The 26,110-nt window shown below is 36.1% G+C and carries 28 protein-coding genes; 26 read left to right on the top strand and 2 right to left on the bottom strand.

The features are described 5' to 3' along the window. Positions 1–67: 67 nt before the first annotated feature. From TY11_RS19465 to TY11_RS19440, 7 genes are all read left to right on the top strand, one after another. Positions 68–475, top strand: a complete 408-nt coding sequence (locus TY11_RS19465) for a VOC family protein (protein ID WP_042150192.1) — start codon at positions 68–70, stop codon at positions 473–475. A gap of 272 nt (positions 476–747) precedes the next feature. Continuing rightward, entirely contained in the window at positions 748–1,338 is a 591-nt protein-coding gene (locus TY11_RS19460) for a histidine phosphatase family protein (RefSeq protein WP_042150189.1), read from the top strand. A 107-nt stretch (positions 1,339–1,445) separates the two neighbouring features. Continuing rightward, positions 1,446–1,622: a hypothetical protein gene (locus tag TY11_RS20745; RefSeq protein ID WP_197025132.1), complete on the top strand. Its 177-nt coding sequence runs from the start codon at positions 1,446–1,448 to the stop codon at positions 1,620–1,622. Positions 1,623–2,097: 475 nt separating this feature from the next. Continuing rightward, positions 2,098–2,949, top strand: coding sequence for a DegV family protein (locus tag TY11_RS19455; protein WP_042150186.1), 852 nt, complete (start codon positions 2,098–2,100; stop codon positions 2,947–2,949). A 45-nt stretch (positions 2,950–2,994) separates the two neighbouring features. Then, on the top strand, positions 2,995–3,909 hold the full coding sequence (locus TY11_RS19450) for a GNAT family N-acetyltransferase (protein WP_042150184.1): 915 nt from the start codon (positions 2,995–2,997) through the stop codon (positions 3,907–3,909). 192 nt (positions 3,910–4,101) lie between these two features. Beyond that, positions 4,102–5,313, top strand: a complete 1,212-nt coding sequence (locus tag TY11_RS19445; RefSeq protein WP_042150181.1) for a DUF418 domain-containing protein — start codon at positions 4,102–4,104, stop codon at positions 5,311–5,313. 614 nt (positions 5,314–5,927) lie between these two features. Further along, a complete protein-coding gene (locus tag TY11_RS19440) occupies positions 5,928–6,218 on the top strand; it encodes an RNA polymerase alpha subunit C-terminal domain-containing protein (RefSeq protein WP_042150179.1) in 291 nt (96 codons plus the stop codon). Between the two features lie 66 nt (positions 6,219–6,284). Here TY11_RS19440 and TY11_RS19435 read toward each other — a convergent pair whose 3' ends face one another. Further along, complete coding sequence (locus TY11_RS19435) at positions 6,285–6,950, bottom strand: VC0807 family protein (RefSeq protein ID WP_042150177.1); 666 nt, start codon at positions 6,948–6,950, stop codon at positions 6,285–6,287. Between the two features lie 274 nt (positions 6,951–7,224). On the opposite strand from TY11_RS19435, the gene TY11_RS19430 reads away from it, so the two are divergent. The 6 genes from TY11_RS19430 to TY11_RS19405 all read left to right on the top strand — a co-directional run bounded on the left by TY11_RS19430 (position 7,225) and on the right by TY11_RS19405 (position 9,871). Next, the gene (locus tag TY11_RS19430; protein WP_052345911.1) at positions 7,225–7,608 is read left to right on the top strand and encodes a hypothetical protein; all 384 of its coding nucleotides are present in this window, start codon (positions 7,225–7,227) and stop codon (positions 7,606–7,608) included. A gap of 74 nt (positions 7,609–7,682) precedes the next feature. Further along, entirely contained in the window at positions 7,683–7,976 is a 294-nt protein-coding gene (locus tag TY11_RS19425; RefSeq protein ID WP_042150173.1) for a hypothetical protein, read from the top strand. A 36-nt stretch (positions 7,977–8,012) separates the two neighbouring features. After that, complete coding sequence (locus TY11_RS19420; protein WP_042150170.1) at positions 8,013–8,237, top strand: hypothetical protein; 225 nt, start codon at positions 8,013–8,015, stop codon at positions 8,235–8,237. 40 nt (positions 8,238–8,277) lie between these two features. Next, positions 8,278–8,511, top strand: coding sequence for a hypothetical protein (locus tag TY11_RS19415; protein ID WP_042150166.1), 234 nt, complete (start codon positions 8,278–8,280; stop codon positions 8,509–8,511). Between the two features lie 30 nt (positions 8,512–8,541). Further along, positions 8,542–9,060: a spermidine/spermine N(1)-acetyltransferase gene (paiA, locus tag TY11_RS19410; RefSeq protein WP_042150163.1), complete on the top strand. Its 519-nt coding sequence runs from the start codon at positions 8,542–8,544 to the stop codon at positions 9,058–9,060. Positions 9,061–9,163: 103 nt separating this feature from the next. Then, positions 9,164–9,871 (top strand): DNA alkylation repair protein, encoded by a 708-nt coding sequence (locus tag TY11_RS19405; RefSeq protein ID WP_042150160.1) that lies wholly within the window; start codon positions 9,164–9,166, stop codon positions 9,869–9,871. Positions 9,872–9,967: 96 nt separating this feature from the next. Here the strand turns inward: TY11_RS19405 and TY11_RS19400 are convergent, their stop codons facing one another. Next, positions 9,968–10,903, bottom strand: coding sequence for a DUF4349 domain-containing protein (locus tag TY11_RS19400; RefSeq protein WP_042150157.1), 936 nt, complete (start codon positions 10,901–10,903; stop codon positions 9,968–9,970). Positions 10,904–11,265: 362 nt separating this feature from the next. Here TY11_RS19400 and TY11_RS19395 point away from each other — a divergent pair, with 362 nt between their 5' ends. From TY11_RS19395 to TY11_RS19340, 13 genes are all read left to right on the top strand, one after another. Next, the gene (locus TY11_RS19395) at positions 11,266–14,457 is read left to right on the top strand and encodes a DEAD/DEAH box helicase (RefSeq protein WP_042150155.1); all 3,192 of its coding nucleotides are present in this window, start codon (positions 11,266–11,268) and stop codon (positions 14,455–14,457) included. 238 nt (positions 14,458–14,695) lie between these two features. Further along, a complete protein-coding gene (locus TY11_RS19390; protein WP_042150151.1) occupies positions 14,696–15,445 on the top strand; it encodes a DeoR/GlpR family DNA-binding transcription regulator in 750 nt (249 codons plus the stop codon). Then, the gene (gene pfkB / locus TY11_RS19385) at positions 15,442–16,359 is read left to right on the top strand and encodes a 1-phosphofructokinase (protein ID WP_042150147.1); all 918 of its coding nucleotides are present in this window, start codon (positions 15,442–15,444) and stop codon (positions 16,357–16,359) included. The genes TY11_RS19390 and pfkB overlap by 4 nt, the downstream gene beginning before the upstream one ends. A 26-nt stretch (positions 16,360–16,385) precedes the next feature. Further along, positions 16,386–18,254, top strand: a complete 1,869-nt coding sequence (locus TY11_RS19380) for a PTS fructose transporter subunit IIABC (protein WP_042150144.1) — start codon at positions 16,386–16,388, stop codon at positions 18,252–18,254. Between the two features lie 329 nt (positions 18,255–18,583). Next, positions 18,584–18,715 (top strand): YuzL family protein, encoded by a 132-nt coding sequence (locus TY11_RS20320; protein ID WP_081755998.1) that lies wholly within the window; start codon positions 18,584–18,586, stop codon positions 18,713–18,715. A 259-nt stretch (positions 18,716–18,974) separates the two neighbouring features. Then, complete coding sequence (locus tag TY11_RS19375) at positions 18,975–19,526, top strand: alpha/beta fold hydrolase (protein ID WP_042150141.1); 552 nt, start codon at positions 18,975–18,977, stop codon at positions 19,524–19,526. A 369-nt stretch (positions 19,527–19,895) separates the two neighbouring features. Beyond that, the gene (locus TY11_RS19370) at positions 19,896–20,225 is read left to right on the top strand and encodes a PadR family transcriptional regulator (RefSeq protein WP_042150138.1); all 330 of its coding nucleotides are present in this window, start codon (positions 19,896–19,898) and stop codon (positions 20,223–20,225) included. Then, entirely contained in the window at positions 20,222–20,647 is a 426-nt protein-coding gene (locus TY11_RS19365) for a permease prefix domain 1-containing protein (protein ID WP_042150135.1), read from the top strand. Before TY11_RS19370 ends, TY11_RS19365 begins: the two co-directional genes overlap by 4 nt. Position 20,648: 1 nt before the next feature. Further along, positions 20,649–21,281, top strand: a complete 633-nt coding sequence (locus TY11_RS19360; protein ID WP_042150133.1) for a hypothetical protein — start codon at positions 20,649–20,651, stop codon at positions 21,279–21,281. A 210-nt stretch (positions 21,282–21,491) separates the two neighbouring features. Then, complete coding sequence (locus tag TY11_RS19355) at positions 21,492–22,124, top strand: TetR/AcrR family transcriptional regulator (protein ID WP_042150132.1); 633 nt, start codon at positions 21,492–21,494, stop codon at positions 22,122–22,124. Positions 22,125–22,181: 57 nt separating this feature from the next. Further along, entirely contained in the window at positions 22,182–24,488 is a 2,307-nt protein-coding gene (locus tag TY11_RS19350; protein ID WP_042150129.1) for an ABC transporter permease, read from the top strand. Between the two features lie 6 nt (positions 24,489–24,494). After that, a complete protein-coding gene (locus tag TY11_RS19345) occupies positions 24,495–25,253 on the top strand; it encodes an ABC transporter ATP-binding protein (RefSeq protein WP_042150128.1) in 759 nt (252 codons plus the stop codon). A gap of 175 nt (positions 25,254–25,428) precedes the next feature. After that, positions 25,429–25,947, top strand: coding sequence for a DinB family protein (locus TY11_RS19340; protein WP_042150125.1), 519 nt, complete (start codon positions 25,429–25,431; stop codon positions 25,945–25,947). Positions 25,948–26,110 lie beyond the last annotated feature (163 nt).

Raw genomic sequence — 26,110 nt, 5'->3', positions numbered from 1 at the left:
TTAATAATAAGAATATAGTTTGACTTACCACTCTTGTCTATGATAATTTGAAGAGGAGGTGAATAAATTGGCATTTAAATCCAAAAATATCTTTATCAATTTACCAGTAAAAGATGTGAAAAAGTCTACCAACTTTTTGACAGAGATCGGTTTTGAGTTAAACACGCAATTCAGCAATGAGAGCACATCCAGTATAATCATCAATGACAATATCTTTGCTTTAATCATGAATGAGGAACGATTCAAAGAGTTTAGTAAGAAGGAAATTGTGGATACTACTACTGCCTCCGAAGCGATTTTCTGCTTATCGGCTGAAAGTCGAGAGCAAGTGGACGAGTTGGTAAATAAGGCACTTTCAGCTGGCGGCAAAACCGATACCGAGCCTCAAGATCATGGATTTATGTATGGATGGGGTTTTCAGGACTTAGACGGTCATTTATGGGAAGTCGTTTATATGGATGAAAATGCATTGTAATCATTGATAAACTTGTAGTAAAGAGTTAGTTATTTTAAGTATTATATTATAAGGGAAGATACCTTCACAGGTATCTTTTTTTATTTAAGTATTAGTTTATGAATAAGTACTTATATAATTCTGCAAATTTGATTGAACTTGTTAAGACAATATTGTAGTATAGTTATATGCATAGAATATCTATATATATAGAATGTATATGTATATAATTGAAATTGGGAGTTTTATGAAACAAATACAATTGTTTAAATTAAATTAACTTGGGGGCTAGTATGAGAACTTTTATTTACATGGTGAGACATGGTGATTCACCAAAAGTCGGTAATGAGAGAACAAGAGGATTATCTGAAGAAGGAAATAAAGACGCCCAACGAATAACGAATATCTTAAAAAAAGAAAGTATTGATGCAGTTTTCTCAAGTCCATACAAGCGTTCCATTCTAACTGTACAAGACCTAGCAGATCAATTAGGACATAAAGTTTCGGTAGTCGAGGACCTTAAAGAGAGAATATTTACCGTAGAGGACAAGCGACTATCTGATGAAGAATTATTGACGTTTTTAAACAAGTCATTTTCTGAACCCAACTTTGCTTTGCCTGGAGGAGAGTCAAATAAGGATTGTCAGACAAGAGCTATCAAAACCTTAAAAGAAATATTAAATACTTATCGAGGACAGAAAGTAGTTGTAGGTACTCATGGGGCAGTAATGACGTTAATGATGAGTTATTTTGATAGAAAATATGATTTAGAGTTTTTGCTGCATACCTCAAAACCAGATATATACAGAATGGAATTTAATGAAAGAGAATTAGTCGCCGTAAATAGATTGTGGAATTCACATGGGGGTTTAAATAGAGCTTAAAAGGATTGAGAAAAAGTAATGTAACAATATTTTATTTTTGAAGGGATGTACGTAATCTAAATGATGCATGGGTTCACGGTTACATCATTCGATGAAGGAGTGAGATTATGGGTTTTTGGTATTTCTTACTATTAATGGTGGGAATATTATTAGTTGTTAAGGGACTACGTGGAAATAAAAAAATTAGCTTCGTATTTGTAGGAATTTTATGTATCGCCGTATCAATATTTATGTTTACACCAGGGAGTACTGAAATCATTTCGGAACTATTCAATTTAGATTAGAGTATGGAAAAGAATTTAGCTGACCACCCTAATAGGTGTAATCACGGTTGTTTTAGTTGAAGAAATAAATTGTCTGGGGCATAAAGAAAAATCAATTAAACTACTTTCCAGAAGAAATTGAAAAAGCAATTGAACAGCTAGAAAAAACTAATGATAGAGATTTATTGGAGAACGCGATTACGGAGGTTATTTCGTTCTTCGAGAGCACGGGTAACCAAAAGAAGAAATCAGTCTATGAACATAAATATATTTAAATGATGAAAGAAAAGGCTCATATTTCTTAATGTGAGACAGATCGACAGGAACCCTACGAACAATTTATCTAATTTGGACCTGATGCTCTAAGAGCATCAGGTTCTTTTTAATGGAAAAATAATTATAAAAAATTCTGAAATAAGTTATTTTTTATTGTATAGTTAGACTAGGTACTAAGAGTTAGTTATTAAAGTTATGGAAGAAGAGAGGGGATTTTTAATTGAGTAAAATTATTTTAACCACGGAAAGTGGAGCTGATTTACCGCAAGAATGGATTAGCAAACATCATGTTCACGTGGTTCCGATGCACGTTATCATGGATGATAAGGATTATCTGGACGGATCACTACCAGTAGAAGAAATATATGACTACCACGAGAAAAAGAAAAAAATCCCTTCCACAACAGCTACGAATATTCATGAATATGAAGAGTTCTTTAAGGAAATCAAAGCAAACAATCCAGAATGTGTCATTATTCATATAGGATATACGTCTAAGGCATCTTCGTCTTTCCAAAACGCTCTAGTTGCGACAGAAGACATGGATGATATTCATCTTATTGATGCGCTCAATGTTACTGGAGGATTAACTGCCATTGTCATGTATGCAGTGGACCTATTGGCAAAAGACCCTACTATGGAGCCTGTTTATCTAATAGAAAAAATTAAATCGATTGTGCCGAAATCTAGACTAGCTTTTGTACCTGGGAGTCTTGAGTTCCTAAAAGCTGGGGGAAGAGTTAGTAATCTAGCTTATCTTGGAGGAGCTTTATTAAAGATTAAACCTCGTATTGAATTGGTAGATGGAAACCTTGTATCTACTAAAAAGTATCGTGGTAACATGAGCTCGGTTACAGAAAAACTTTTCCGGGACTATTTAAACCAATATGACTTGGATAAAAGTCAAATCTACTTACTGTATTCTGTTGGGTTATCAGAAGAAATTAAGACGAGAATGACTACTATAGCAAATGAATCCGGATTTGAAATGGTAGATTGGCTACAGGCAGGTGCCATGATTTCCACTCATGCAGGACCTGGTGGTTTTGGAATTGCTGGGTTGGAAAGATAGGACCTGTTGCACTTCATTCCATAGAAATAGGAGAAATTATACGATATGAACATAGAGATAAGAAATTTCAAGCAAGAGGATATGCCGTTATTAGGTGATTTCTACCAAAAGGTAACAAAGGATAGAAAGGTCGTGTTTTGGTGGATTGGCCCGGAAGAGAATTGGAAAAATGTAATTTGTGCTTTTGAAAATGGAGAAATGGTAGGAAAAGGTCAGGTTGAGATTATTAATAGCATTCCAGATGGGCACCCGAAAGGAAGCAAACATAGTATCTATTTAAATTTGAAGACACTGCCCGATAGAGAACTAGATTTTGAACTATTGAATCGGTTATTTCAGGTATTATACGATCGTGCCTTGGAGCTGAAACAGCATCTTTCTGCTAATTACCAAACAAACTTTTGTGTAGGTAATTTTGGGACGGAAGCAAATAACAATCGCTTTTTTGTAGATGAGAAGGGTTTTAAGCCCTTTGAAACCTTATACACAATGGAAAGAGATTTACAACAACCGATAGAGCCTATTGCCTTATCTCACCCAATTCTAAAATCGGAATTTTGGAAGATGGATAGTTTGGAAGAGGAAAAGCAATATTTAGAAGCAGAGTGTGAAATTTGGCCAGATAGTGCACTAGGCCTTAAGAGATTACGTGAATATAAGAGTAATCCTTCCTGGACTGCCATTCCAGTATGGGAAAATGGAAGTATCATAGCTTGTGCGATGGCCTGGCAAGAAGATGAGATGGGTGTCGTCGAGGATGTGTTTGTTAAGGTAGCATGGAGAAAACAAGGAATAGCTAAATTTCTTTTGACAACCGCGCTTACTTATCTAAAAGATGTTGGGCTGAATAAAGCGAAGTTAATGGTAGATACAGAGAATGAAAAAGCACTAAGTGTATATAAGTCCGTTGGATTTGAAGTAATGGAGGATGAAAGAAGATTTTACATGGAACTTGTCTAATAAGGACTGTAATACAGGTGAATTCTCCTTTGTTTCAGATTAAAGAAATACCCTTTAAAATGATGGTATTAACTTTAAGGGAGAAAATCTTGTGATATGTCTAGACTTTGAAACCTTTATAGAAGTCCAAACGTAAATCTGATGGACAACAATGAAAAAGAGAGAAAAGAGACTTTATAAGGGGAAGATATTATGGGAAATTCACCAATTGCTAGTAAGGAACGGATCCTTACAATTGACATCATCAGAGGGTTTGCATTGTTTGGGATATTTTTAGTGAATATGCCATCGTTTCACAGTGCTATTTTTATGAAACAAATGCATGGTTATGAACCGGTCTATACCGGAATCGATTATTGGTTAGATGCATTCTTTACATTGTTTATCGACATGAAGTTTTTTACTATTTTCTCGTTTCTATTTGGACTAGGGTTTTATATTTTTATTAGCCGAGCTGAAATGAAGGGATTAGGTGCAACGAGTCTTTTTGTGAGAAGAATGATAGCTTTATTACTGTTTGGACTCATTCATCTTATTGCACTATGGTTTGGAGATATTTTACATACATATGCACTTGCAGGATTGTTCTTATTATTATTTTTTAAAAGAAAAATCATGACCATGTTAATCTGGGCGGGTAGTTTATTATTAGTGTATAATGTGTTCAACCTTCTAACCTTATTAATACCAAATTCCATTTTGGAGCAAATAGAAGTATCGACAACAATAATGGAAAGTGCCGTTTCAGAGTATGTAGCAGTCTACCAAAACGCTGGATACCTTGAATGGGTTAGCTATCGCCTTGGAGCAGAGTTACCAATGATTCTTCTAAATATCATTCCGGCAATGCTTCCAGTACTAGCAATGTTTCTGATTGGGTTAGCAGTAGGGAAGGCAGGTATCTTCCAAGATGTATCCAAACATGTACAGTTTCTTAAAAAGATCCGTCTAATTACTTTACTTATCAGCATTCCGTTAGTAGCATTATTAGCACTATTCACTTTAGGGATTATAGATTGGGGAATTAAACAAACGTACGTTATTCTAGTATTAACCAGTATTAGTAGTTATCCGTTATGTCTATTTTATATTTCTGCTTTGACATTACTTCTTAGAAGAGAAGTATGGCAACAGAGATTACGGTTGTTAGGCTATGTGGGTCAAATGGCTTTAACAAATTATTTATTTCAAACGATTATTTCCCTTGCTATATTTATAGGACTTGGTTGGTATGGGAGTATCAGCCTATTTATGGGAACGGTCATCTGTCTAGTAATCTTTGCTGGTCAAATAGCATTCAGTAAACTATGGTTAAAGAAGTTTCGATTTGGTCCGTTTGAATGGTTGTGGCGGTCGGTTACGTATTTGAAACTTCAACCAATGAGGAAGAGAAGAATGGGATAACAAATTGATAAGGAAAGATTTTTCTAACAACTTGCAAATGGTGATATGTCATTTGTAAGTTGTTTTTTGTTTGGCGAGTTCGGCGGGAGATCGGGATTGCCTATAGTCACGCGTTTCTTCTTTACTCTTGCGCGAGAGTTGCAAAAGGTCACGCCAAATTCATCCAAATGCGCGACTTTTAGGAACTCCTTCGCGAATCCGGCATCCAGCACAGTCCCTAATCGGGTAGAGCTAATCCGACATCTACCAAAACCTAACGACCTGGCCATCACCATTCAAAATAATAAGCCATAGATGACGGATTTCAAAGTTGTGAAAGCAAGAAGAAAAAAGCCTAGAAGTGTACATATAATTCCTATGGTTAATACAGATTTTAAGGAAAAGTGTCTTGTCACGGTAGGTCGTTTAAAAAAATAGTTTCCCATAAGAGAGTGAAACCATTATGAAGTTCATCCGTATTTAATTATGGAAGAAAATTAGGCTAGTATGTATATGTTTGATAGGGATAGTGAAAATAATTATACTTGAGTTAACAAAGAGTATTCTTGAAATAGGGACATACATAGATTTAGTCGATATTGTATAACAAATAAAATTTAATTGGAGGGAGTATTTTGACAGCTGAAAAAAGTTTAAGGATTTGTGAAAAGGGACATAAGTATTACAAGAGCAGTGATTGTAAAAGTTGTCCTACCTGCAATAAAGAGAATAAACCTAAAAATGGTTTCTTATCAAAACTAAGTTCTCCCGCTAGGAATGCTTTAATTCACGAAGGGATTGATACGGTACAAAAGCTTGCAATGTATACCGAAAAAGAAATTCTAAAAATCCATGGTATTGGACCAGCATCTCTACCGATTATGAGAAATTCATTAGAAGAAGCAGGCTTATCATTTAAAGGATAATTGTTCTCCTGATAATTGCAATTTAACACGCTTAGAATTTATTATTCCAAGCCTTTTTGCATGTAGCTAAATCAAAGACTTATTAACTTTGGAATCCGCCCTTGCTTCTTCCATCCGTATTTGTTCGAAGTATTTACTTATTGGCACGTTAGTATAAATAAATATAGCTGTAATGAGCAACCCAAAAAGCCATTCGCTTATTTGCCTATAAATAAGCATCTGATTATAACCTTCTACACCATATTTTTGTAGCAACCACATCTTCAAGCCTGCAATGAACAATCCGCGTATAATGAAAAGTATTTGTATGATTTGAAACCACTTGAAATTACCTTTCATATAAAATACAGGAGTGCTTTCGTTTCTTGACCAACCTTGCGAATAAACAAAATCAACTGCAAAGTATAATGCTAGTGGGCGTTTAATTATGAACACTATGAAATGAATCAAGGCATAAAACAACCCTAGGTAAACTCCGTTCCACAGCATTTGTTCAGCTGATCCCGACAATAGATTTACTGTTGTATTAATAAACAATGATCCAATAATAAACAATCCAGCAATATTAAATTGCCGTTCTACTACGAAGCGGTAAACGGTATAAATAAAGCCAGGAATAGTTGATATAAGCATTGCTGGATAATCACCCAATAGCTCCCTGCCGTAATTCCAAATTAAAAATGGAAGTGCGACATAGCATATCATATCAAGAAGAATAAGCTTCTTTTTCATTCGTATCACCTTTTTTGCTGGATTTTAGAATGCGGGTACGGAATCATTTTTACATTTTTACCACAGAGAAGCTTGATTTAGAAAACTGAATACTTAAAATGAATTATACAATATTTATAAACCTTGGCAAGGGATGCTGTATATTAAATCTATAGCCAAGTTGAATAACGAAAGGAACTAATTTCAATTGGACAAAATTTTGTACGATTATGTTTGTATTGAGTGAAAACTCTTTTGAATAAGAAGGAAGGAGAGATTTGTTATCAAAAAAGTAATGGTTTTTTTTATCATTTTTTTACTATTATTAGTAGGATGTAGTAGTATTCAACACAATATAGACTTAGAAAAGTCGCTTTATTCGATAATAGAAGATAAGAACAAAAATGAAATAAATCTTACATCATGGACATCTTTCGATTGGGAAAAGGCATTTTTATTTACCCCTTATACTCCACCAGAAGAAATAGAGAAGCAATTAGGTGTTGATTATAATGATCCAAGTGATATTGATTGGAGAGACGATATATATTTATTAATTTTCATGAACGATGAAAAGGTTGTTCAATATGTTGAAGTAGAACGTCAGGGAGCTGATTTTACAATAGGAAAAAAGAAGTATCTAACCCCTTCTGATGATTTGATACGTATTGAACGATAGGAAGGAATTATAAGAATAAGAATATATTCAATCATCTGTTGTTTTACCAGTTAAAGAGATTGGGGGAAATAAATATGAACTATAAGTATAGTAAATGGTCTGCTATTTTGAGTTTGTATTGTGGGATTGCGATGGCTTCTAGCTATTATTTTGCTCCTGATAAACCAGAAGGAATCATTGTACCTATTCTGTTCTTTCTATTTTACTCTGCGATCATTGCGGGAATAGTAGGTTTGTTATTTACCATTCTGGCTTTTAATAAAAGGGAAGCAGGATATTTAAAGATGGTCGGGCCAGTCGCACTTTCAATAGTTGTATTAGTATTTCTCATATCCTTTGTAGGGATAATGTTTATTGGTGAAGACTAGTTTATGAATTTAGTATATTAATGGGTGGGGAAAGAAGTGGGTCTATTATTTTGGATAACGCTAAGTTTTGTCGTGATTGGATTTGTTGTTCTTGTTTCTATGAAAAAAGGTATGGAACGTAAGGTTGCTCTCTTAAAAAGTAATAAAGAAAGTGAGAAAGATTTGACGACACCGGTAGTTTGGTGGATTATGGGGACTACAATTTGGGGGATTGTGAGTATTTTCCTTGTTGTATGGTGGTTTAATGTTAATTTGAGCTAACATTTTATGAAATTTTTGGCTATAGACAGGGAGAGGTTACATGTATTTACTGATATCAATCATATTGAGTACACTGTTAGGATTCATCTTATTGATGATGGGCGGACCAATTGTTGGTGGCATTATTGCTTTTGGGATTGTAGTAGGCTGTATTTTTAGAGGGTTGTACTTACTTAGTGATATCCAAAAGAGAATTTCAACTATAGCCCCTAAAGAAGATAAAGTTCAAAAAGCATTCAAAGAATACATAGAAGAGAAAAAGGCTATAGAATAAAAAGAAGAGGTAGAGGAGCTACATATTATTATGACTATAACTACTAAAAAATGTACCGTGGAAGATTTGCAATCCCTTCAAGAAATTAGTTATGAAACATTTAATGATACATTTAAGGAACAGAATTCGCCCGAAAATATGCATGCATATTTGGAAAGGGCATTTAATGTAAAACAATTAGAAAAGGAATTATCTAATCCTTCATCACAATTCTACTTTGTTTTTATTTATGATGAGGTTGCTGGGTATTTAAAGATTAATGTCGACGATGCTCAGTCTGAAGAAATGGACAATGAATCACTTGAAATCGAGAGAATTTATATAAAGAGCAAATTTCAGAAACAAGGGCTTGGTAAACTTCTGCTAAATAAAGCCATTGAAATCGCAATAGAACATAATAAAAAGAAAATATGGCTAGGTGTTTGGGAAAAGAACGAAAATGCTATTTCTTTTTATAAAAAAATAGGATTTGTTCAAATGGGGGCACACTCTTTTTATATGGGTGATGAAGAACAAACAGACATAATCATGACTAAAACATTGAATTAAGTTGGATTATCAAGTCTGTACCTAGCATGTAGATAAATGGACAAATTTGCTATACTATTACTAGTAACTATAGGAATTCGAGAAAAGAAGGAAGTGCAGTAGGATGGATTTACAGACTGTTATGCAAGAGCTTGAAGCCCTTGGTAAGGAAAGAACGAAAAAAATGTACATGTCCAATGGTGCTCATGAGCCACTTTTTGGTGTGGCTACAGGTGCGATGAAGCCCATCGCTAAAAAGATTAAAATAAATCAACCATTAGCAGAGGAACTTTATGCAACAGGGAACTATGACGCTATGTATTTTGCAGGCATTATTGCGGATCCAAATGGCATGACGGAGTCGGATTATGATCGTTGGATGGATTCTGCATATTTCTATATGATTTCTGATTATGTGGTAGCCGTCACATTATCGGAAGCAGATATAGCGCAAGTTGTTGCAGATAAATGGATTAGAAGCGGAGAAGAGCTAAGAATGTCAGCGGGTTGGAGTTGTTATTGCTGGCTATTAGGAAACCGCAAAGACTTTGAGTTCGACGAACATAAAATTGCTAACATGCTTGAAATGGTGAAAAATACCATACATGACGCCCCAGAAAGAACGAAAGTATCAATGAATAATTTTGTGTATACGGTAGGGATATCCTATCTACCACTCCATGAAAAGGCCGTCGAGACAGCCAAAGAAATAGGTCCGGTAGAAGTAATACGAGAAAAGAAAAAGAATAGTATCCTCAACGCTTATGAAAGTATTCAAAAGGAACTAGACAGAGGAAAGCTGGGTTTTAAACGTAAATATGTAAGGTGTTAGATAAAATGCTCTCCACTATAAACTAGTAGAGAGCATTTTCATGTTACGACTTATCTTCTTTCAATATGGTTTCTCTTTACAGCCAGAGTCAATAATTTAATCATGGGGTCTACTTTCTTTTCTTTTCCTAATAAATAAATATGTTACTGCACCAATAATCCCTAATAATAAAAGGACCGGTAAGTTTCCAACTAGGAAAACAAAAAGGTTAGAAAAGAAGGCTAGGAGCATGTTAATACTTTTCACAAATTGTTGTTTTGTTTGTTCCCATGTGTTTAAATCGTCGTCATGGATGGTTGAAAGTTTCACATTATTTTCTTGAATGTGAATGGTAATGGTTGCGAGTTCTGCTCTATTCTCTAAGTACTTCATTCGTCCTAAAACTTCCTCGATTTCTTCTTGCACTTTAGCTAAATCATTTGAAATGGTAAGGAGATCTTCTGTTTTTTCTGCTTTCTCCATGAAGGATAGTAATCGCTCTTCCACGACACGTTTTGATTTCAGACGTGATTCCAAATCAACATATTCTTCGGTCACGTCTTGACCTGAAATCGTACTTTCTAATACTTTACTACTGCCATCTTCAACTAACTGAATAAAGTCTCGAAATTGGTCCTGAGGAATTCGCACTGTAATATAACCATTTGCCATGTCATCCCCTTCGACTCCACTCATATTCGATTCCACAATATAGCCACCATAGTCTGTCACTTTCGACTGAATATGGTTGAAAGAGGGTTGAAAATCTTTCACCTCAATAGCTAGATTAGCAGTATAAATTATTTTTCGGTCTACAGCAAGGTCTGCCTTATTGGTTGAAGCTCTCTTATCATCTTGTGGTGCATCTGATTCTTCATTAACACTTTCATTTTCTGCTGAATTTGACAGACTGTAACCTTCAGACTTTTCTTCACTACTATCATAATCCTCAGCTAGTTCAGCTGAATCACCGCTTTTCGACTCGTTACTACATGCAGCTAGAAACATGAAAAAACAAAGTCCAACTAGAATCAAAAATATGGATTTTTTCATCTTGACACCCCTTTTTTGTGATTAGACTATTCTATCTTTCTAATAGGACGGCTCGAAACTGACAAATGTTCCAAAAAACTGGTAAATCATCAATTTTATGTTGTAATGCTATATAGACGGACTGTCCCCTTAATAGTTTATGAGTAGCTATTAAGTAGTATGTTCCAACAAAACCTCACTATGGCTTTTGCCTATATAAGTAGCATCTCAAACAATCTAATGTACTGGCGAGTTTTTGGACTTCATGATAAATTGAGTAAGTAGATAATTGTTCGGTGGTGGGACGAGGGGTCAGGTTTACCGTCCCAAATCAGAAGTGGGACAGTAAACCTGACCCATTGTCCCAAAGAGGAGGCGCCTTCATGCAAATTAAACTAAATCAAAAGATCATCAAAGAACGATGTGGGGCAGTCTCCTTTAAAAGAGGGGATGCCTTTTATCATAGTGGAAAGGTCATGATTGAAGAGGTAACTCCAGATACTTTAAATGCCAAGGTTCATGGGATAGAGGAATTCTGTGTCCAACTCATGAAAAATAATGAAAGCTTCACAGCGACTTGTAGTTGTCCATCGCTTTCTTCCATACAGAAGGATTGCCAACATGTTGCCGCCGTTTTAATTGCTTGGCAGCATCTTCAGCAAAAACAGATACATGATGAGTTTGTTCCTGAATATAGTGGCGGAGAACTTTCGGAAGGATTATTAGAATTATTTGAGTCTACTCCAATTCCAACAAGTGGTTACAGGCGCCATTTTGAAAATAGAACCGTGTTAAAGACGACCATTCTTAGCAAAGTGATACCTGCAGAGGATAGAACTAATATGTTTGGTATTGGCATGGTCATCGGCTCAAAGCAAGTAACAGATATTCGTGAATTCCTAGAACGAATAAGAGAAGGTAGCAAGTATGTCCACTCCAAAAGTCTGACATATGACCCAACGAAACATTGCTTTGCAGAAGAAACAGATATGGTTATACAGCAATTGATTCATATAATGGATGATGAAAAATTGTATATCCGGGCAAAGGTAAACCACCAATCAGACAATGGTATCCTACCTGTCCCATCATCCTCTTGGAAGAGGCTGGAACCATTATTAGTAAAAGCTCCACAAGTAACCTTGCAATATAAAGGAAGACATTATCAGGATTTCACAGTGTCAGATGCTCCACTACCACTAACATTTGAATTTACTGGTACTGATGATCATGGATATCGACTAATTATTGACGGATTACCTAACATGGTTATTTTAAAAGACTATGACACGGTACTTGCTGGTGGTAAAATTGTTCCGGTCAAAAGAGGGGAAGCAGAACGCTTATTTGAATTAAAACGTATGTTAGACAATTCCAGAACAAATGAAATTCCTATACCTCGGCACGGATTGAAATATTACATGGAAAAGCTTTTGCCACAGTTAAGAAAAATGGGAGAAGTTCATTTATCTGGAGAAATTACAGCCGAGATCCAAAAAACGCCATTAAAGGCAAAGCTATATCTTGATCGATTGAAAAATCGACTGCTAGCTGGATTAGAATTTCATTATGAAAATGTAGTGATTAATCCACTTGATCATAGGCAACCAAAGGTAGGCTCTATGATTATCCGTGATATGGAGAAGGAAGAAGAGATTCTTCAATTGATGGTGGATAGCCAGTTTAACCAAACGGAGAGTGGCTATTATATTCAAAATGAAGAAATAGAATATAATTTCTTATACCATGAATTACCAAAATTACAGAAATTAGTTCAAGTGTATGCAACAACTGCAGTGAGAATGCGAATTTTACCCAAAACTACGATACCGAAATTCAAGGTAAGACATTATCGGGAAAAGAATCATTTTCTAGAATTTACCTTTACAATTGATGGGATTCCAGAAGCAGAGATTAAAGAAATATTAGCAGCGTTGGAAGAAAAGCGAAAGTATTACCGACTGCGAGATGGTACGTTATTCTCCTTAGAATCCAAAGAAATGGAAGAAATTCAGCGCTTCTTACAGTCCGTCCCAGCTCAAGATGATGAATGGGAAAAGACCTTTGAAGTACCTGTTGTGGAGGGACTTAGGCTATTAAATTACTTTGAGGAAAGTAATGCCGTCTCAATGGAAGAATCTTTTCGAGAGTTTCTAGGGAAGTTGCAACATCCAGAACAATTAGAATTTGATGTTCCGTCTCAGTTAGAAGGTGTTTTGCGAAACTATCAAAAAGACGGTTTCAAGTGGATGAAGACACTTGCAAGCTACGGATTCGGAGGAATTCTAGCAGACGACATGGGTCTTGGGAAAACAGTACAGAGTATTGCTTTTATATTATCTGAGCTTTCCATGATTCGTGAATCGGGAAATAAGGTATTAATTGTTTGTCCGTCATCGGTTACCTACAATTGGCAAAGTGAAATCATGAAGTTTGCACCAGAAATTCAGACAGTAATTATGGATGGAAATAAGACAGAGCGAGTAAATCTACAATCGGATCTTGACGAGATAGACGTGCTTATCACAAGCTATCCATTGCTTCGAAGTGATATAAAGTGGTATCAGGACCAGGAATATCATGTCGCCTTTTTTGATGAAGCTCAAGTATTTAAAAATGCTTTAACCCAGACTGCCCGTGTCGTGAAAAAGCTCCAGGCAACACATCGTTTTGCCTTAACCGGGACACCAATGGAAAATAATTTAGAGGAACTCTGGTCGATTTTTCATGTTGTTTTCCCAGAGCTATTCTTAGGATTAAGAGAGTACAGTGAATTAACAAACAAGCAGATTTCCCGTAGAATTCGCCCATTTATGCTACGCAGGGTGAAGGAGGATGTGCTTGGGGAACTACCAGAGAAAAAGGAAGTTATTGATGCCAGTGATATGTTGCCAGAACAGAAGAAACTATATGCAAGTTATTTGGCAAAACTACGTCATAAAACCTTAAGGCATTTAGATAAGGATACCATTAGGAAAAATAGAATTAAAATCCTTGCTGGGTTAACCAGACTACGGCAGATCTGTTGTCATCCAGCTTTGTTTGTCGATGGTTATGAAGGTTCTTCAGCAAAGTTTGAACAATTGCTACGTATTGTGGAAGAAGCAAGAAACGCAGGACGCAGGATGCTGATTTTTTCACAATTTACCAAGATGCTGCATTTGATTGGTCATGAACTAACTGGTAGTGGAATTTCTCATTTCTATTTAGACGGACAAACCCCGTCTGAGGAGAGAGTGGAGCTGTGTAACAGGTTCAATGCAGGAGAACGAGATATCTTTCTAATTTCGTTAAAAGCTGGTGGGACAGGGCTCAATTTAACAGGTGCAGACACGGTTATTTTTTACGATAGCTGGTGGAATCCAGCCGTTGAAGAACAAGCAGCAGACCGTGCCCATCGCATGGGGCAAAAACACATTGTTCAAGTCATTAAGCTCGTAGCTAAAGGAACAATTGAAGAAAAAATGAATCTACTACAAGATAAGAAGCGGCATTTGATAGAAGAAGTAATTGATCCAAAGGATGCACAAATGGGGACCCTCACAGAAGAAGACATTCACGATTTATTGAGTTAGTTAATCAGTCAGTATCCATTATCCATGGTAGCCAAAGAGGAATATAGTGGGCAATTTAGCAAAAAATAATAGTTTAGTTTAATGTGAAGGCTTGTTGAGGAATTATTCCCTCAACAAGCTCTTTTGTTTTGGGAAATATTAAATTGGATAAATTAAAACTAGCTCTCAACGGTTAGAAAACGCATTTGATTGTTTTTGAATGAATTTGGTGGTAAAATACCGTTTTAGGAGGTGTGTGATGTTAACTGATGAAAGGTATTCCGTTATTCGAAACCTGCTTAATAAGTCTGGTATTGTAAAAACACAAGATTTGATGAGTATGTTAAATTGCTCTGAGTCTACTATTAGAAGAGACCTGGACCATCTTGAGGAACAAGGTTATTTAAAGCGCATTCATGGTGGTGCAAAGAGAATTTACCATTTGGATGAAGAGTTAACTGCTCAAGAGAAATCGTTCAAAAACACTCAAGAAAAAACAGTAATTGGAAAATTAGCTGCATCTCTTATAGAAGAAAATGACGTTATCTTTTTAGACGCGGGTACAACTACTCTAGCGATTATAGATTTTATAAAGGTTGGGAACATTACAGTAGTAACAAATGGTGTTCAACATGCCTCTTTACTATCGGATTATCAGGTCGACACCATACTACTAGGTGGAAAAATCAAAGCATCGACTAAGGCAATGGTTGGTTCGAGTAGCCTTCGTAATTTGGAAGATTATCGATTTGATAAAGCGTTTATCGGGATTAATGGAATAGATCAAGAATTTGGTTGTACAACACCAGATCCTGAAGAAGCAGCTATTAAAAAGTTAGCAATAGCTGCGTCCGCTAGTAGCTATATTGTTGCCGATCAGTCGAAATGGAATAAGGTTAATTTTGTAAGAGTGTGTGACATGAGCAATGTAACCATCATTACGAATCATAGTGATATAGATTTAACATCATTTAAAGAAAATACAACGATTTTGGAGGCAGAGAAATGATTTACACCGTAACACTTAATCCCTCTATTGATTATGTGGTAAGCGTTTCACAAGTAAACCTTGGGAAGTTAAATAAAATGGATAGGGATCTTAAATTACCAGGTGGGAAAGGCATAAATGTATCCCGAGTATTACGCGAACTAGGAATGAAATCATGCGCCTTAGGATTTTTGGGAGGATTTACTGGTAAATTTATCTCTGACTGGTTAACGAAAGACGGAGTTAATACGGATTTCATTTCGATTGAAGAAGATACGAGAATTAATATTAAAATAAAATCTAATGAAGAGACGGAAATTAATGGACGCGGCCCTTCTATTACCCAAGAAGAAGCAAATCAACTCAAGCAGAAGCTTGAAAAATTAACACAAGAGGATACGGTGATTTTATCTGGTAGTAAGCCACCAAGCCTTCCTGATGACTACTATAACCAGCTAATCCAAATAATCTCTAGTCAACAAGCTTCTTTCATTATGGATACTACTGGTAAGGATTTAATGACATCGTTACCTCTAAAGCCTTTGCTAGTGAAACCAAATAAAGAAGAGTTGCAGGAGTTATTCCAGGTAACTATAAAAGATGAGGCAGATGTGCTTCATTATGGTGAAAAATTGCTGGAATTAGGTGCAGAACATGTTATTGTCTCTATGGCTGGCGAGGGTGCATTATTATTTACGAAGAATGGGACATATAAAGGAATTAATCCTAAAGGAACGGTTAAGAATTCAGTTGGGGCTGGAGATTCTATGATTGCTGGTTTTACAGGGGAGTTTATTCAGTCAAAGAACCCTGTAAAGGCTTTTAAAATGGGAATTGCATCAGGAAGTGGAACGGCATTTTCGGATGATTTGGCGAAGAAAGATGATATTCTTTCTCTTCTTAATAAAGTTGAAGTTAAACAAGTAAGGTCATAACGACTTAAATATAAAGGGTGGTAAGAATGAAGATTACAGATCTACTAAGAAAGGACATCATGATCCTTGATTTGCAGGCAACCGAGAAAGAATCTGCAATCGACGAAATGATTGAAAGCCTTAACAGAAGCGGCATCCTTACCGATGTTGCAGAATTTAAGGATGCCATTTTAAAGCGGGAGGCTCAAACGTCAACAGGTCTTGGCGATGGAATTGCTATGCCACATGCCAAAAATAAGGCGGTAAAAGAACCAACGGTACTTTTTGCTAAAAGTAAAAAAGGGGTAGAGTATAAATCTCTCGATGGACAACCAGCATATCTGTTTTTCATGATTGCTGTGCCTGAAGGGGGAAATAACACCCATTTAGAAACGTTAGCAGCACTTTCTAGACAGTTAATTGAAAAAGATTTTGTTGATCAATTAAAAGATGCATCATCACCGGAGGAAGTTCACGCTTTATTCGCAGAGGAACAAGAGGAAGTAGAAAAAGAGGATGCTAAAGATGAGCAACCATTAGGGAATAAACCATTTATAGTTGCCATCACTGCTTGTCCAACTGGGATTGCACATACGTACATGGCAGAAGATGCATTAAAGAAAAAAGCCAAGGAATTGAATGTGGATATCCGTGTAGAAACGCAAGGGTCAGAAGGAGCTAAAAATGCTTTATCCGAAGAGGAAATCAATCGTGCTGATGCTGTTATTATCGCAGCAAGTAAAAAAGTAGATTTGGCCCGTTTTGATGGAAAACATGTTCTTCAACGTCCTGTTGCAGATGGCATCAAAAAATCAGAGGAACTAATTACGAAGGCAGTTAATCAGGATGCGCCTATTTTCCACAGTGATGGTAGTGAACGAAATGCCGATGAAATGGAAGACAAGGCAAACTCTATATGGGGAAGAATTTATAAAGATCTAATGAATGGGATATCCCATATGCTTCCATTTGTTGTAGGTGGTGGAATACTACTTGCCCTTTCATTTCTTTTTGAAAGTATCTTAGGTAGTGAGAGTACAACCTTTACTTTCCTAAATGAAATTGGTGGAAATGCTTTTAATTTCTTAATCCCAATATTTGCTGGATTTATTGCACTAAGTATAGCTGACCGTCCAGGGTTGATGCCAGGTATGGTTGGAGGATTAATTGCGGTTAATAGTAATGCTGGATTTTTAGGTGGTTTAGTTGCCGGATTCTTAGCTGGATATGTCGTACTCTTATTGAGAAAGGTTTTGCGAGGGCTACCTAAAACCCTTGAAGGCCTTAAGCCAATATTACTTTACCCGGTACTTGGATTATTCTTTACAGGAATTTTAATGTACTTTGTATTTGGACCTATCTTTGCAACGATTAATACTGCTATGGTTGATTTCTTACAAAACCTTGGAACGGGTAATGCTGTGATACTTGGCATCGTTCTTGGTGGAATGATGGCAATTGATATGGGGGGGCCATTTAATAAAGCAGCCTATGCGTTTTCTATCGGCATTTTTACAGATACAGGAGATGGAAGCTTAATGGCAGCAGTTATGGCTGGCGGGATGGTACCACCTCTAGCCATTGCATTAGCAAGTACGTTCTTTAAGCATAAATTCTCTGAGGAAGAACGAAAATCAGGTGTAACAAACTATGTTATGGGCCTTTCTTTTATTACAGAAGGAGCAATTCCTTTTGCTGCAGCTGATCCGTTACGTGTCATTGGATCTTCATTAGTGGGTGCTGCGATTGCCGGAGGATTAACTCAGTTCTTTAACACAGCTATACCAGCACCACATGGTGGTATATTTGTTACCCCACTAGCAGATAATGCACTCTACTTCCTATTATCACTAGCAATAGGAACCATTATATCAGCAATATTATTAGGCATTTGGAGAAAACCAGTCCAACCCTAAATACGGTGCCTGGCACTTCTCGAATAATGTTGAATGCGTTGTTAATTGATTAAAAAGCGAAGTGTTGTCAAGTTTGAAACAATTAGAGGTATACAGTGATATATGTTTAATCAAAATGACGGTTAATTGCTTGTTATTAACTTTTCGAATGATTTCAATGAAATATTAAATACTAAAGCATATTCCTATTTATGGGGGTGTGCTTTTTTCTATTCTCATTTACTACTGGTTTACATCTTTATGTATAATCCACGTCAGCTTCTTGGCTGCCAATTATCAAACATAATTACACTATTTTCAGAAATACTATACATGGAGGTGAATCGTGTATGTCAAAAAGAAAAGCTAATCCCTTAACAAATGGCTTAAGTTCACCAGAAATTGAAGGTCAAGGAACGACAACAAGGGAAACGGGAAGTAAGAAGGTAGATTCTTCAAGAAAAAAGAAAAAGCGTACGTAAAATACAATTAAAAAACAAACAGTTTCGGTTATGGAACGCAATAAGTAAAGGAACATCAATTAATGGGGTGCTATTAGCATCCCATTTTATATAGAAAATAACAATAATATAGATCCTAAGTAGTAAGAAAAAAAAGAATAGTAAAATCACTTAGTAAATTATGTTAGACTTAATATAGTGTTTGTGAAAGCATATTGCTTATTTTTGATGCATTCTTATTTTATTTTTGTAATTCTAAGTATAGAAGGGAGTTGTAATTATGAAAAGGACCGTGCTGTTTATACATAGTGCTGGACCACAAGGACCAAAACATGGAAGTAGTAACTTTATAACCTATCTCAAAAAAGAGCTAAGTGATAATTACCAAGTTATACATCCTAATATGCCTGAACCAGTAAATCCTAAGTATTTACCTTGGAAAGAACAGCTTGATAAGGAATTTAGTAAATTAACAGGAGAGGTCATTTTAGTTGGTCATTCATTAGGTGGATCTGTACTAATAAAATATCTTGCAGAAGAAACCTTCAATTTTAAATTATCGGGCTTGTTTGTTATTGCAGCACCATTTTGGGGATATGATAAAAATTGGCAATTAAAGGATTTTATCCTTCAAAGTAATTTTGAACAGCACCTCCATGCTATACCCCATTTGTTTCTTTATCATAGTCGTGATGAGAAAATAGTACCTTTTTCACATCATGTAGCATACGTAGAAAAGCTTCCACAATCAATCATTAGAGAACTTGAAGGTGAACAGCATTTATTTCATCACGGTTTACCAACACTAATTCAGGATATAAGGAATTTATAAATAAAAATACATATAATCTATGAAACTGCGTTTGAAAAATAACCTAAATAATAGTATACACGTAGAGGTACGAATCCATTTGTGAATCGTACCTCTACTTTTTTACTCAAAACTGAACCTGTTATGCTCAAGCATCTAAGGGGATGGATTACAATTGCTTGTTTGGGGCGCTTGTCCATTCATTGAAGCATGTTAGATAAGAAATGCGCAGTGCTGTATAATATAAAGATTTACATACAGTTTGCACTAGTTTGCAAATTATTTGCAAATAAATAAAAATTACTTTGACAGATAGAGTACATTAACATATAATTACTCTATCAGATAGAACTCTATGAGGCAAAGTACTTTGGAGAAAGGAGCAGTAACTTGATTAGAAGTGATATTATTCGTGGACATTTGGATTCCATTATTTTGCGGTTAATCTTAGAAAAGGATCGATATGGCTATGATATTTCGAAGGAGATTGCACGCCGCACAAATCAGCGATTCGAGATTAAAGAAGCGACACTGTATGCTGTTTTTCAACGATTGGAGAAAAAAGAATTAATTGAATCGTACTTTGGAAATGAATCTAAGGGTGGCAAAAGGAAGTATTACCGCATTACCACACTGGGAAAAGCCTACTTTAAAGAGACAGTTGAAGAATGGAAAGAATTGAAGGATGTAATTGATATATTTATGGAGGGATTGAATTGAAAAAGTTAACTCAGCATGTGAACGATTTGTTTAAGGACGTTCCGGATAGTGATCGAAAAGAGGTTGTCGTACAGGAAGTGCTACAAAATCTGGAAGAGAAGGTCTGGGACTTAATCGAGCAGGGAAAGGAAGAAGAAGATGCCATTAATAAAGCAATTGTTGAATTTGGAGATATTGATGAATTGAAAAAAGAACTTGGGGTTTCTGCAGAATTATCTGTCAGGAAACCAAGTGTTTTGAAAAATAGAAAACTGAGCTTAGAATATTCCATTTGGGGAAGTTTGTTGATTATTGGATTGTTTACTTTTATTAACTTTTATTATAGTCCTCAGGTCATCTGGTTTGTATATCCAACATTTGCAGTTCTATGGTGGCCTTTGTCGATGTATTATCGGTGGTTAAAATTAAAAAGGGGGGAGTAACATGAAAAAATATCAATGGGGTTTTGTTGCTACAGGCTCTACGATAACAATCATATTTTTAATCGTTGTTAACTTTATAACAAGTGAGGAGTATCCTTGGTTTATATATCCTACTGTTTTGCTGTTATTATTGCCGCTGGGACTTTACTGCATCTTTGAGAAAAAACACATCCTGTTTTCGATGGTCGGTAGTTTCATTATTTTAGTCTTTTTAATAATGGAAAATAGCATAAAAACACCAGGATATCCATGGGTTTTATATGCTGCTGCACCTATTGTATTATGGCCCATTATCTCCATTCTAGGAAAACGGAATGCTAATATGTTTGTAGCCAGCTCAATAAGTATTCTATTTATCCTTTATTACGTTTTCTTAAATATTAATCTAGCCCCATCGAATCCATGGGCCATGTTTCCGGCATTTGTTATCCTATGGTGGCCGCTGACCATCTATCACATCGAGAGAAAATCTAGTTTTGCCTTTTCTATAAGTGCAGCACTATTCATTAGTCTGTTTTTTATCAGTGTTAATATTTTCTACTCACCAAATGCCATCTGGGCTATTTATCCAATCTTTGCCGTTTTATGGTGGCCTTTGAGTATGTATTATTTCTACTATCGTAAGTTAGTTTAGAGGTGTTTATGGCTTCCTGATAGTATTTATCCAAATTAATTATAAATCGATTCAGGCTCTTGGGTGTAAATCCAAGGGCCTCTCTTTCTATAAAAGGTGTGCAACACAATATTGAATTTACAAATTTTTTACAATAAATACATAAATTCTACATAATATAGTGCTATTCTATTATAGACAGACAGTCGGTCGGTAGGAGGTGATAGTAAATTGAGAGTAGTTAAAAAGCCTGATATCCGTAAAAATGAAATACTTGATGCGGTGGATGAGCTTTTTGGTCAAAAGGGATTTGATGGTACTACGACAAACGATATTCTCGATAAAGTCGGAATTGCACGCGGAACACTATATTATTATTTCAAATCAAAGGAAGACCTAATGGATGCATTGATTGAAAGGTATAGCAATCAGCTTCTAGACACTGCAAACAAAATTGCAGCCGACAATCGTATTCCTATTATGGAACGAATTGTTCGTGTCGTTCTATCACTTAATTTAAGTGGTGGGAGTAGCAAAGAAATTATGGAGCATATTCACAAGCCACAGAATGCGTTAATGCATCAGAAAATACAAAAGGTAATCATCAATGGTGTGACACCTATCATGGCGGATATAATTCAAGAGGGCATTGAACAGGGGGAATTTAACACACCGTATCCCTATGAGTGCATGGAGATGATTGTGACTTATATGAATACTGTTTTTGATGATGATATGGTGGAAATGACAACTGAAGAGCGAGTTCGCCGTATCCAGGCTTTTGTTTTTAACGCAGAAAGGATGCTCGGTACCGAGAGCGGTAGTCTTATGGAAGTTATTCAGATATTTGGCAGCGAGGAATAAAGGTAGAGATAAATAAATTAGTAGATTCTACACTAGACATAGAAACAGAGGTGGCATATGTATAACAGAATAATCCGCAATGATATGTTAAAGAGTAAATTAATAACACTGACAACGGTGATATTTGTTGCTGCTGCGGCTATGCTTGTATCACTAGCAGCGATACTAGTTGTCAATCTTTCTGGAGCCTTAGATAACCTAATGACACAAGCCAAAACTCCGCATTTTATGCAGATGCATTCCGGTGAAATTGATAGAGAGAGACTTGCAGCTTTTTCCAAAGAGAATAGTAATGTTGATGACTATCAAGTGGTTGAATTTCTCAACATAGATGGCACACAAATCAATCTGGGTAATAATTCACTTGCCCATAGTGTTCAGGATAATGGCCTTAGTATACAGAATGATAAATTCGATTATCTTCTTGATCTTAAAGGAGATATTATCAAGGTAACCGATGGTGAGATTTACGTTCCAGTTACCTATATGAAGGACAACACAACTAAGGTCGGTGACAAGGCCCTAATAAGCGGAAAGGAATTTACCGTTGCGGGATTTCTCCGTGATTCGACCATGAATTCATCGCTTTCCGCATCAAAGCGATTTTTAGTAAGTAACCATGATTTCGCTGAATTAAAAGACCATGGAAGTATGGAGTATTTGATTGAGTTTAGATTAAATGATTACTCAGCAATAGGCGAATTTGAAACAGCCTATGCTTCCGAAGGGCTTGAAGCAAATGGGCCAACAGTTACATATACGTTGTTCAAAACAATGAATGCTATTTCTGATGGAATGATGATTGCAGTTATCCTTCTTGTAAGCGTACTTGTCGTCGTAATAGCATTAATGAGCATTCGCTTTACACTACTGGCAAAAATTGAAGATGATTACCGTGAAATTGGTGTGATGAAAGCAATAGGGCTTCGTCTTTCTGATATAAAGAAGATTTATCTTGCGAAATACGCAGTGATTGCAGCTGTAGGAAGTATTCTCGGAATCATTCTCTCTTTTATATTCAAAGGTATACTACTTGAAAATATTCGTCTGTTTATGGGGGAAAGTGAAAAATCGTCTTTGGGTTTAATTTTCGGGATATTCGGTATCCTCCTTGTATTCCTTGTAATCATTCTCTATGTAAACAGAGTATTGAAGCGCTTCAAGAAAATATCTGCTGCGGAGGCAATACGATTTGGCATATCCCAGGAGAAAACGGTTTACGCAAAACGCTTTAACCTGAACAGAAACAAGCTCTTTAATACGAATATTTTTCTAGGAATTAAAGATGTTCTAACAAGGAAAAAACTTTATGTTACCAGTTTAGTAGTTTTAGTAATTTCGGCATTTATCATTATTGTTCCACAGAACCTATATAACACGATTTCTTCCAAAGGCTTCATCCAATATATGGGGATTGGTAACTATGATCTACGCATTCAGACCAATAATGCAGACCAAACGGAAGAAATTGTGCAGACGATAGACAGTGATAATGATGTTTCAAAGTATACAGTGATGACAACAAAGACTTTTAAAGTAAAAACTAGTAATGGGTCAGAAGAAAATATAAAAGTTGAACTCGGTGACCACTCGTTATTTCCTATAGCATATTCAGAGGGAAGAGCGCCTGCTCGTGATGACGAAATTGCACTTTCCGACATAAATGCTAGTGAGATGAGTAAGAAGGTCGGAGATATTATTACACTAGTGATTGATGGTAAGGAGAAAGCTCTTACAGTAACCGGATTATACTCCGATGTTACGAACGGAGGTAAAACTGCAAAGGGTGTATTTAACGACAATTCGGCTAGCATCATATGGACCATCGTCTGTGTTGAACTTTCAGATGAATCTCTTGTCGACAGCAAGGTATTAACATATTCAAATGAATTTGACTTCGCGAAGGCTTCTGATATTGATGAATTTGTTTCTCAAACCCTTGGCTCGACCATAAGTTCTGTCGAAATGGCTTCCTACGCTTCTATTGCTATTGCACTGGCTATTATGGTATTGGTTACATTGTTATTTATGAAAATGCTTGTTGCAAAGGACAAATATTCCATTGCTGTCATGAAGTCGCTTGGATTCACGAACTCGGATGTTACGGTACAGTATGTTTCGCGCTCTGTTTTCGTGTTGCTTGTCGGTATTATTCTCGGTACGCTTTTAGCGAATACACTTGGAGAGATGCTTGCGGGCGTTGTGATATCCTCTTTTGGAGCGTCGACTTTTAGTTTTACGATCAATCCGCTATCAGCATATCTATTTAGTCCGCTTTTAATGATATGTGCAGTACTGATTGCTACATTAATCGGTACATCGGGTGCAGGGAAAATAAAAATATCCGAAAACATAAAGGAGTGAAAGCTTTTGAATAAAATTATTATCGGTGAGCATATAGTAAAATCTTTCGGGGAGGGCGATGAAAAGCACAAGGTTCTTGACGGAGTATCTGCAGAAATTAATGAGGGCGAGTTTGTTGCAGTTATGGGACCATCCGGTTCAGGGAAATCAACACTGATGTTTGCGCTGAGTGGAATGGACAGTGTGGATGGTGGCAAGGTCGTTTTCGATGGTAAGAATTTGTCAGGGCTAGGAGAGAAAGAACTTTCTGATATCCGTCGAACAAAAATGGGATTTGTTTTTCAACAGCCAACGATGCTGAAAAACCTGAACATCCTAGATAATATTATTCTACCATCTGTAAGAGATAATAGAAAAAATACGACTACTATTTCCGCGAAGGCTAAGACTCTTATGAAAAGAGTAGGTATAGCAGATCTTGAAAATCGTGATATCACACAGGTTTCAGGTGGTCAGCTTCAGCGTGCAGGTATATGTCGAGCGCTTATGAATAGCCCGAAAATTCTTTTTGGAGACGAGCCAACAGGTGCACTGAACTCAAAATCAGCTCATGAAATTATGGACATTTTTTCTGAAATAAATGCAGAAGGTACCGCAATCATGTTAGTAACTCACGATGCAAATGTTGCAGCAAGAACGGAGAGAATTATGTTTATGCGTGATGGAGCTATCTTGAGCGAAATGAAGCTTTCCAAATTTGATGGTAAGGATTGGGATAGTAGGGTTGAGAAAGTTACAATGAAGATGAGAGAAATTGGAATATAGTGGAATACCTTAAATAATACTTAGTATCGGCTATCTAATATCTAAAATTATTTAAAGTGACTAGGACAATATTTATAAGTATTGTCCTAGATTCTTTTCTTTTCAAATGAAGTATAAATACTTAATAGCAAACAGTATAATGATTTAAAAGTAGTTATTTAAAGGGGGAAATGGCATGAACTTTAATTTGTATGAGGCAATAGAAGTTTTAGAAAGAACACCAAAAACACTCGAATACTTTCTATCGAGGTTATCGGATGATTGGCTCCAGTGTCATGAGGGTGAAGGGACATGGAATGCTTCACAAATAGTAGACCATTTAATTGAAGGGGATAAGACCGATTGGATTCCGAGAGTAGAATCTATTATTCTTACAGAAAGAGACAGTCATTTTCCGCCATATGATCGATTTTCCCATCTTCAAAAGCCTGAAAGAACTATCGAGGAAAAATTGGAGGAATTTAAAGTAATAAGGGCAGAAAGTTTAGAAAAACTAAAAACCCTTATAGACTCTGAATCCAACTTTGACTTAACGGGTATACATCCTGAATTTGGCGAAGTAACGCTCAAGCAATTACTCTCTACCTGGGTCGTTCATGATTTAACTCATATTGCTCAAATTGTGCGGGTAATGGCTAATAGATATAGAACGGATGTAGGGCCTTGGGTTTCGTATTTAGGTATTTTAAAATAGCGTCTAACCTTTAAGAGGGGCTATCATATTAATTAGCGAATTAGCTAGTATATATGAAAACTTATCCTATCTCCAGTTAATAATTAAGGCAGAAATCATTGTAAAAAACTGTTGAAAAAATGATTGAAGTGAAACAGATGAAAACTATAACTGCCACTTAATA

This window comes from Paucisalibacillus algeriensis (genome assembly GCF_000577245.1).
Taxonomy (GTDB): Bacteria; Bacillota; Bacilli; order Bacillales; family Amphibacillaceae; genus Ornithinibacillus.
The sequence above is the reverse complement of the archived record's forward strand: the minus strand, read 5'-3'. Positions and strand labels throughout refer to the sequence as shown.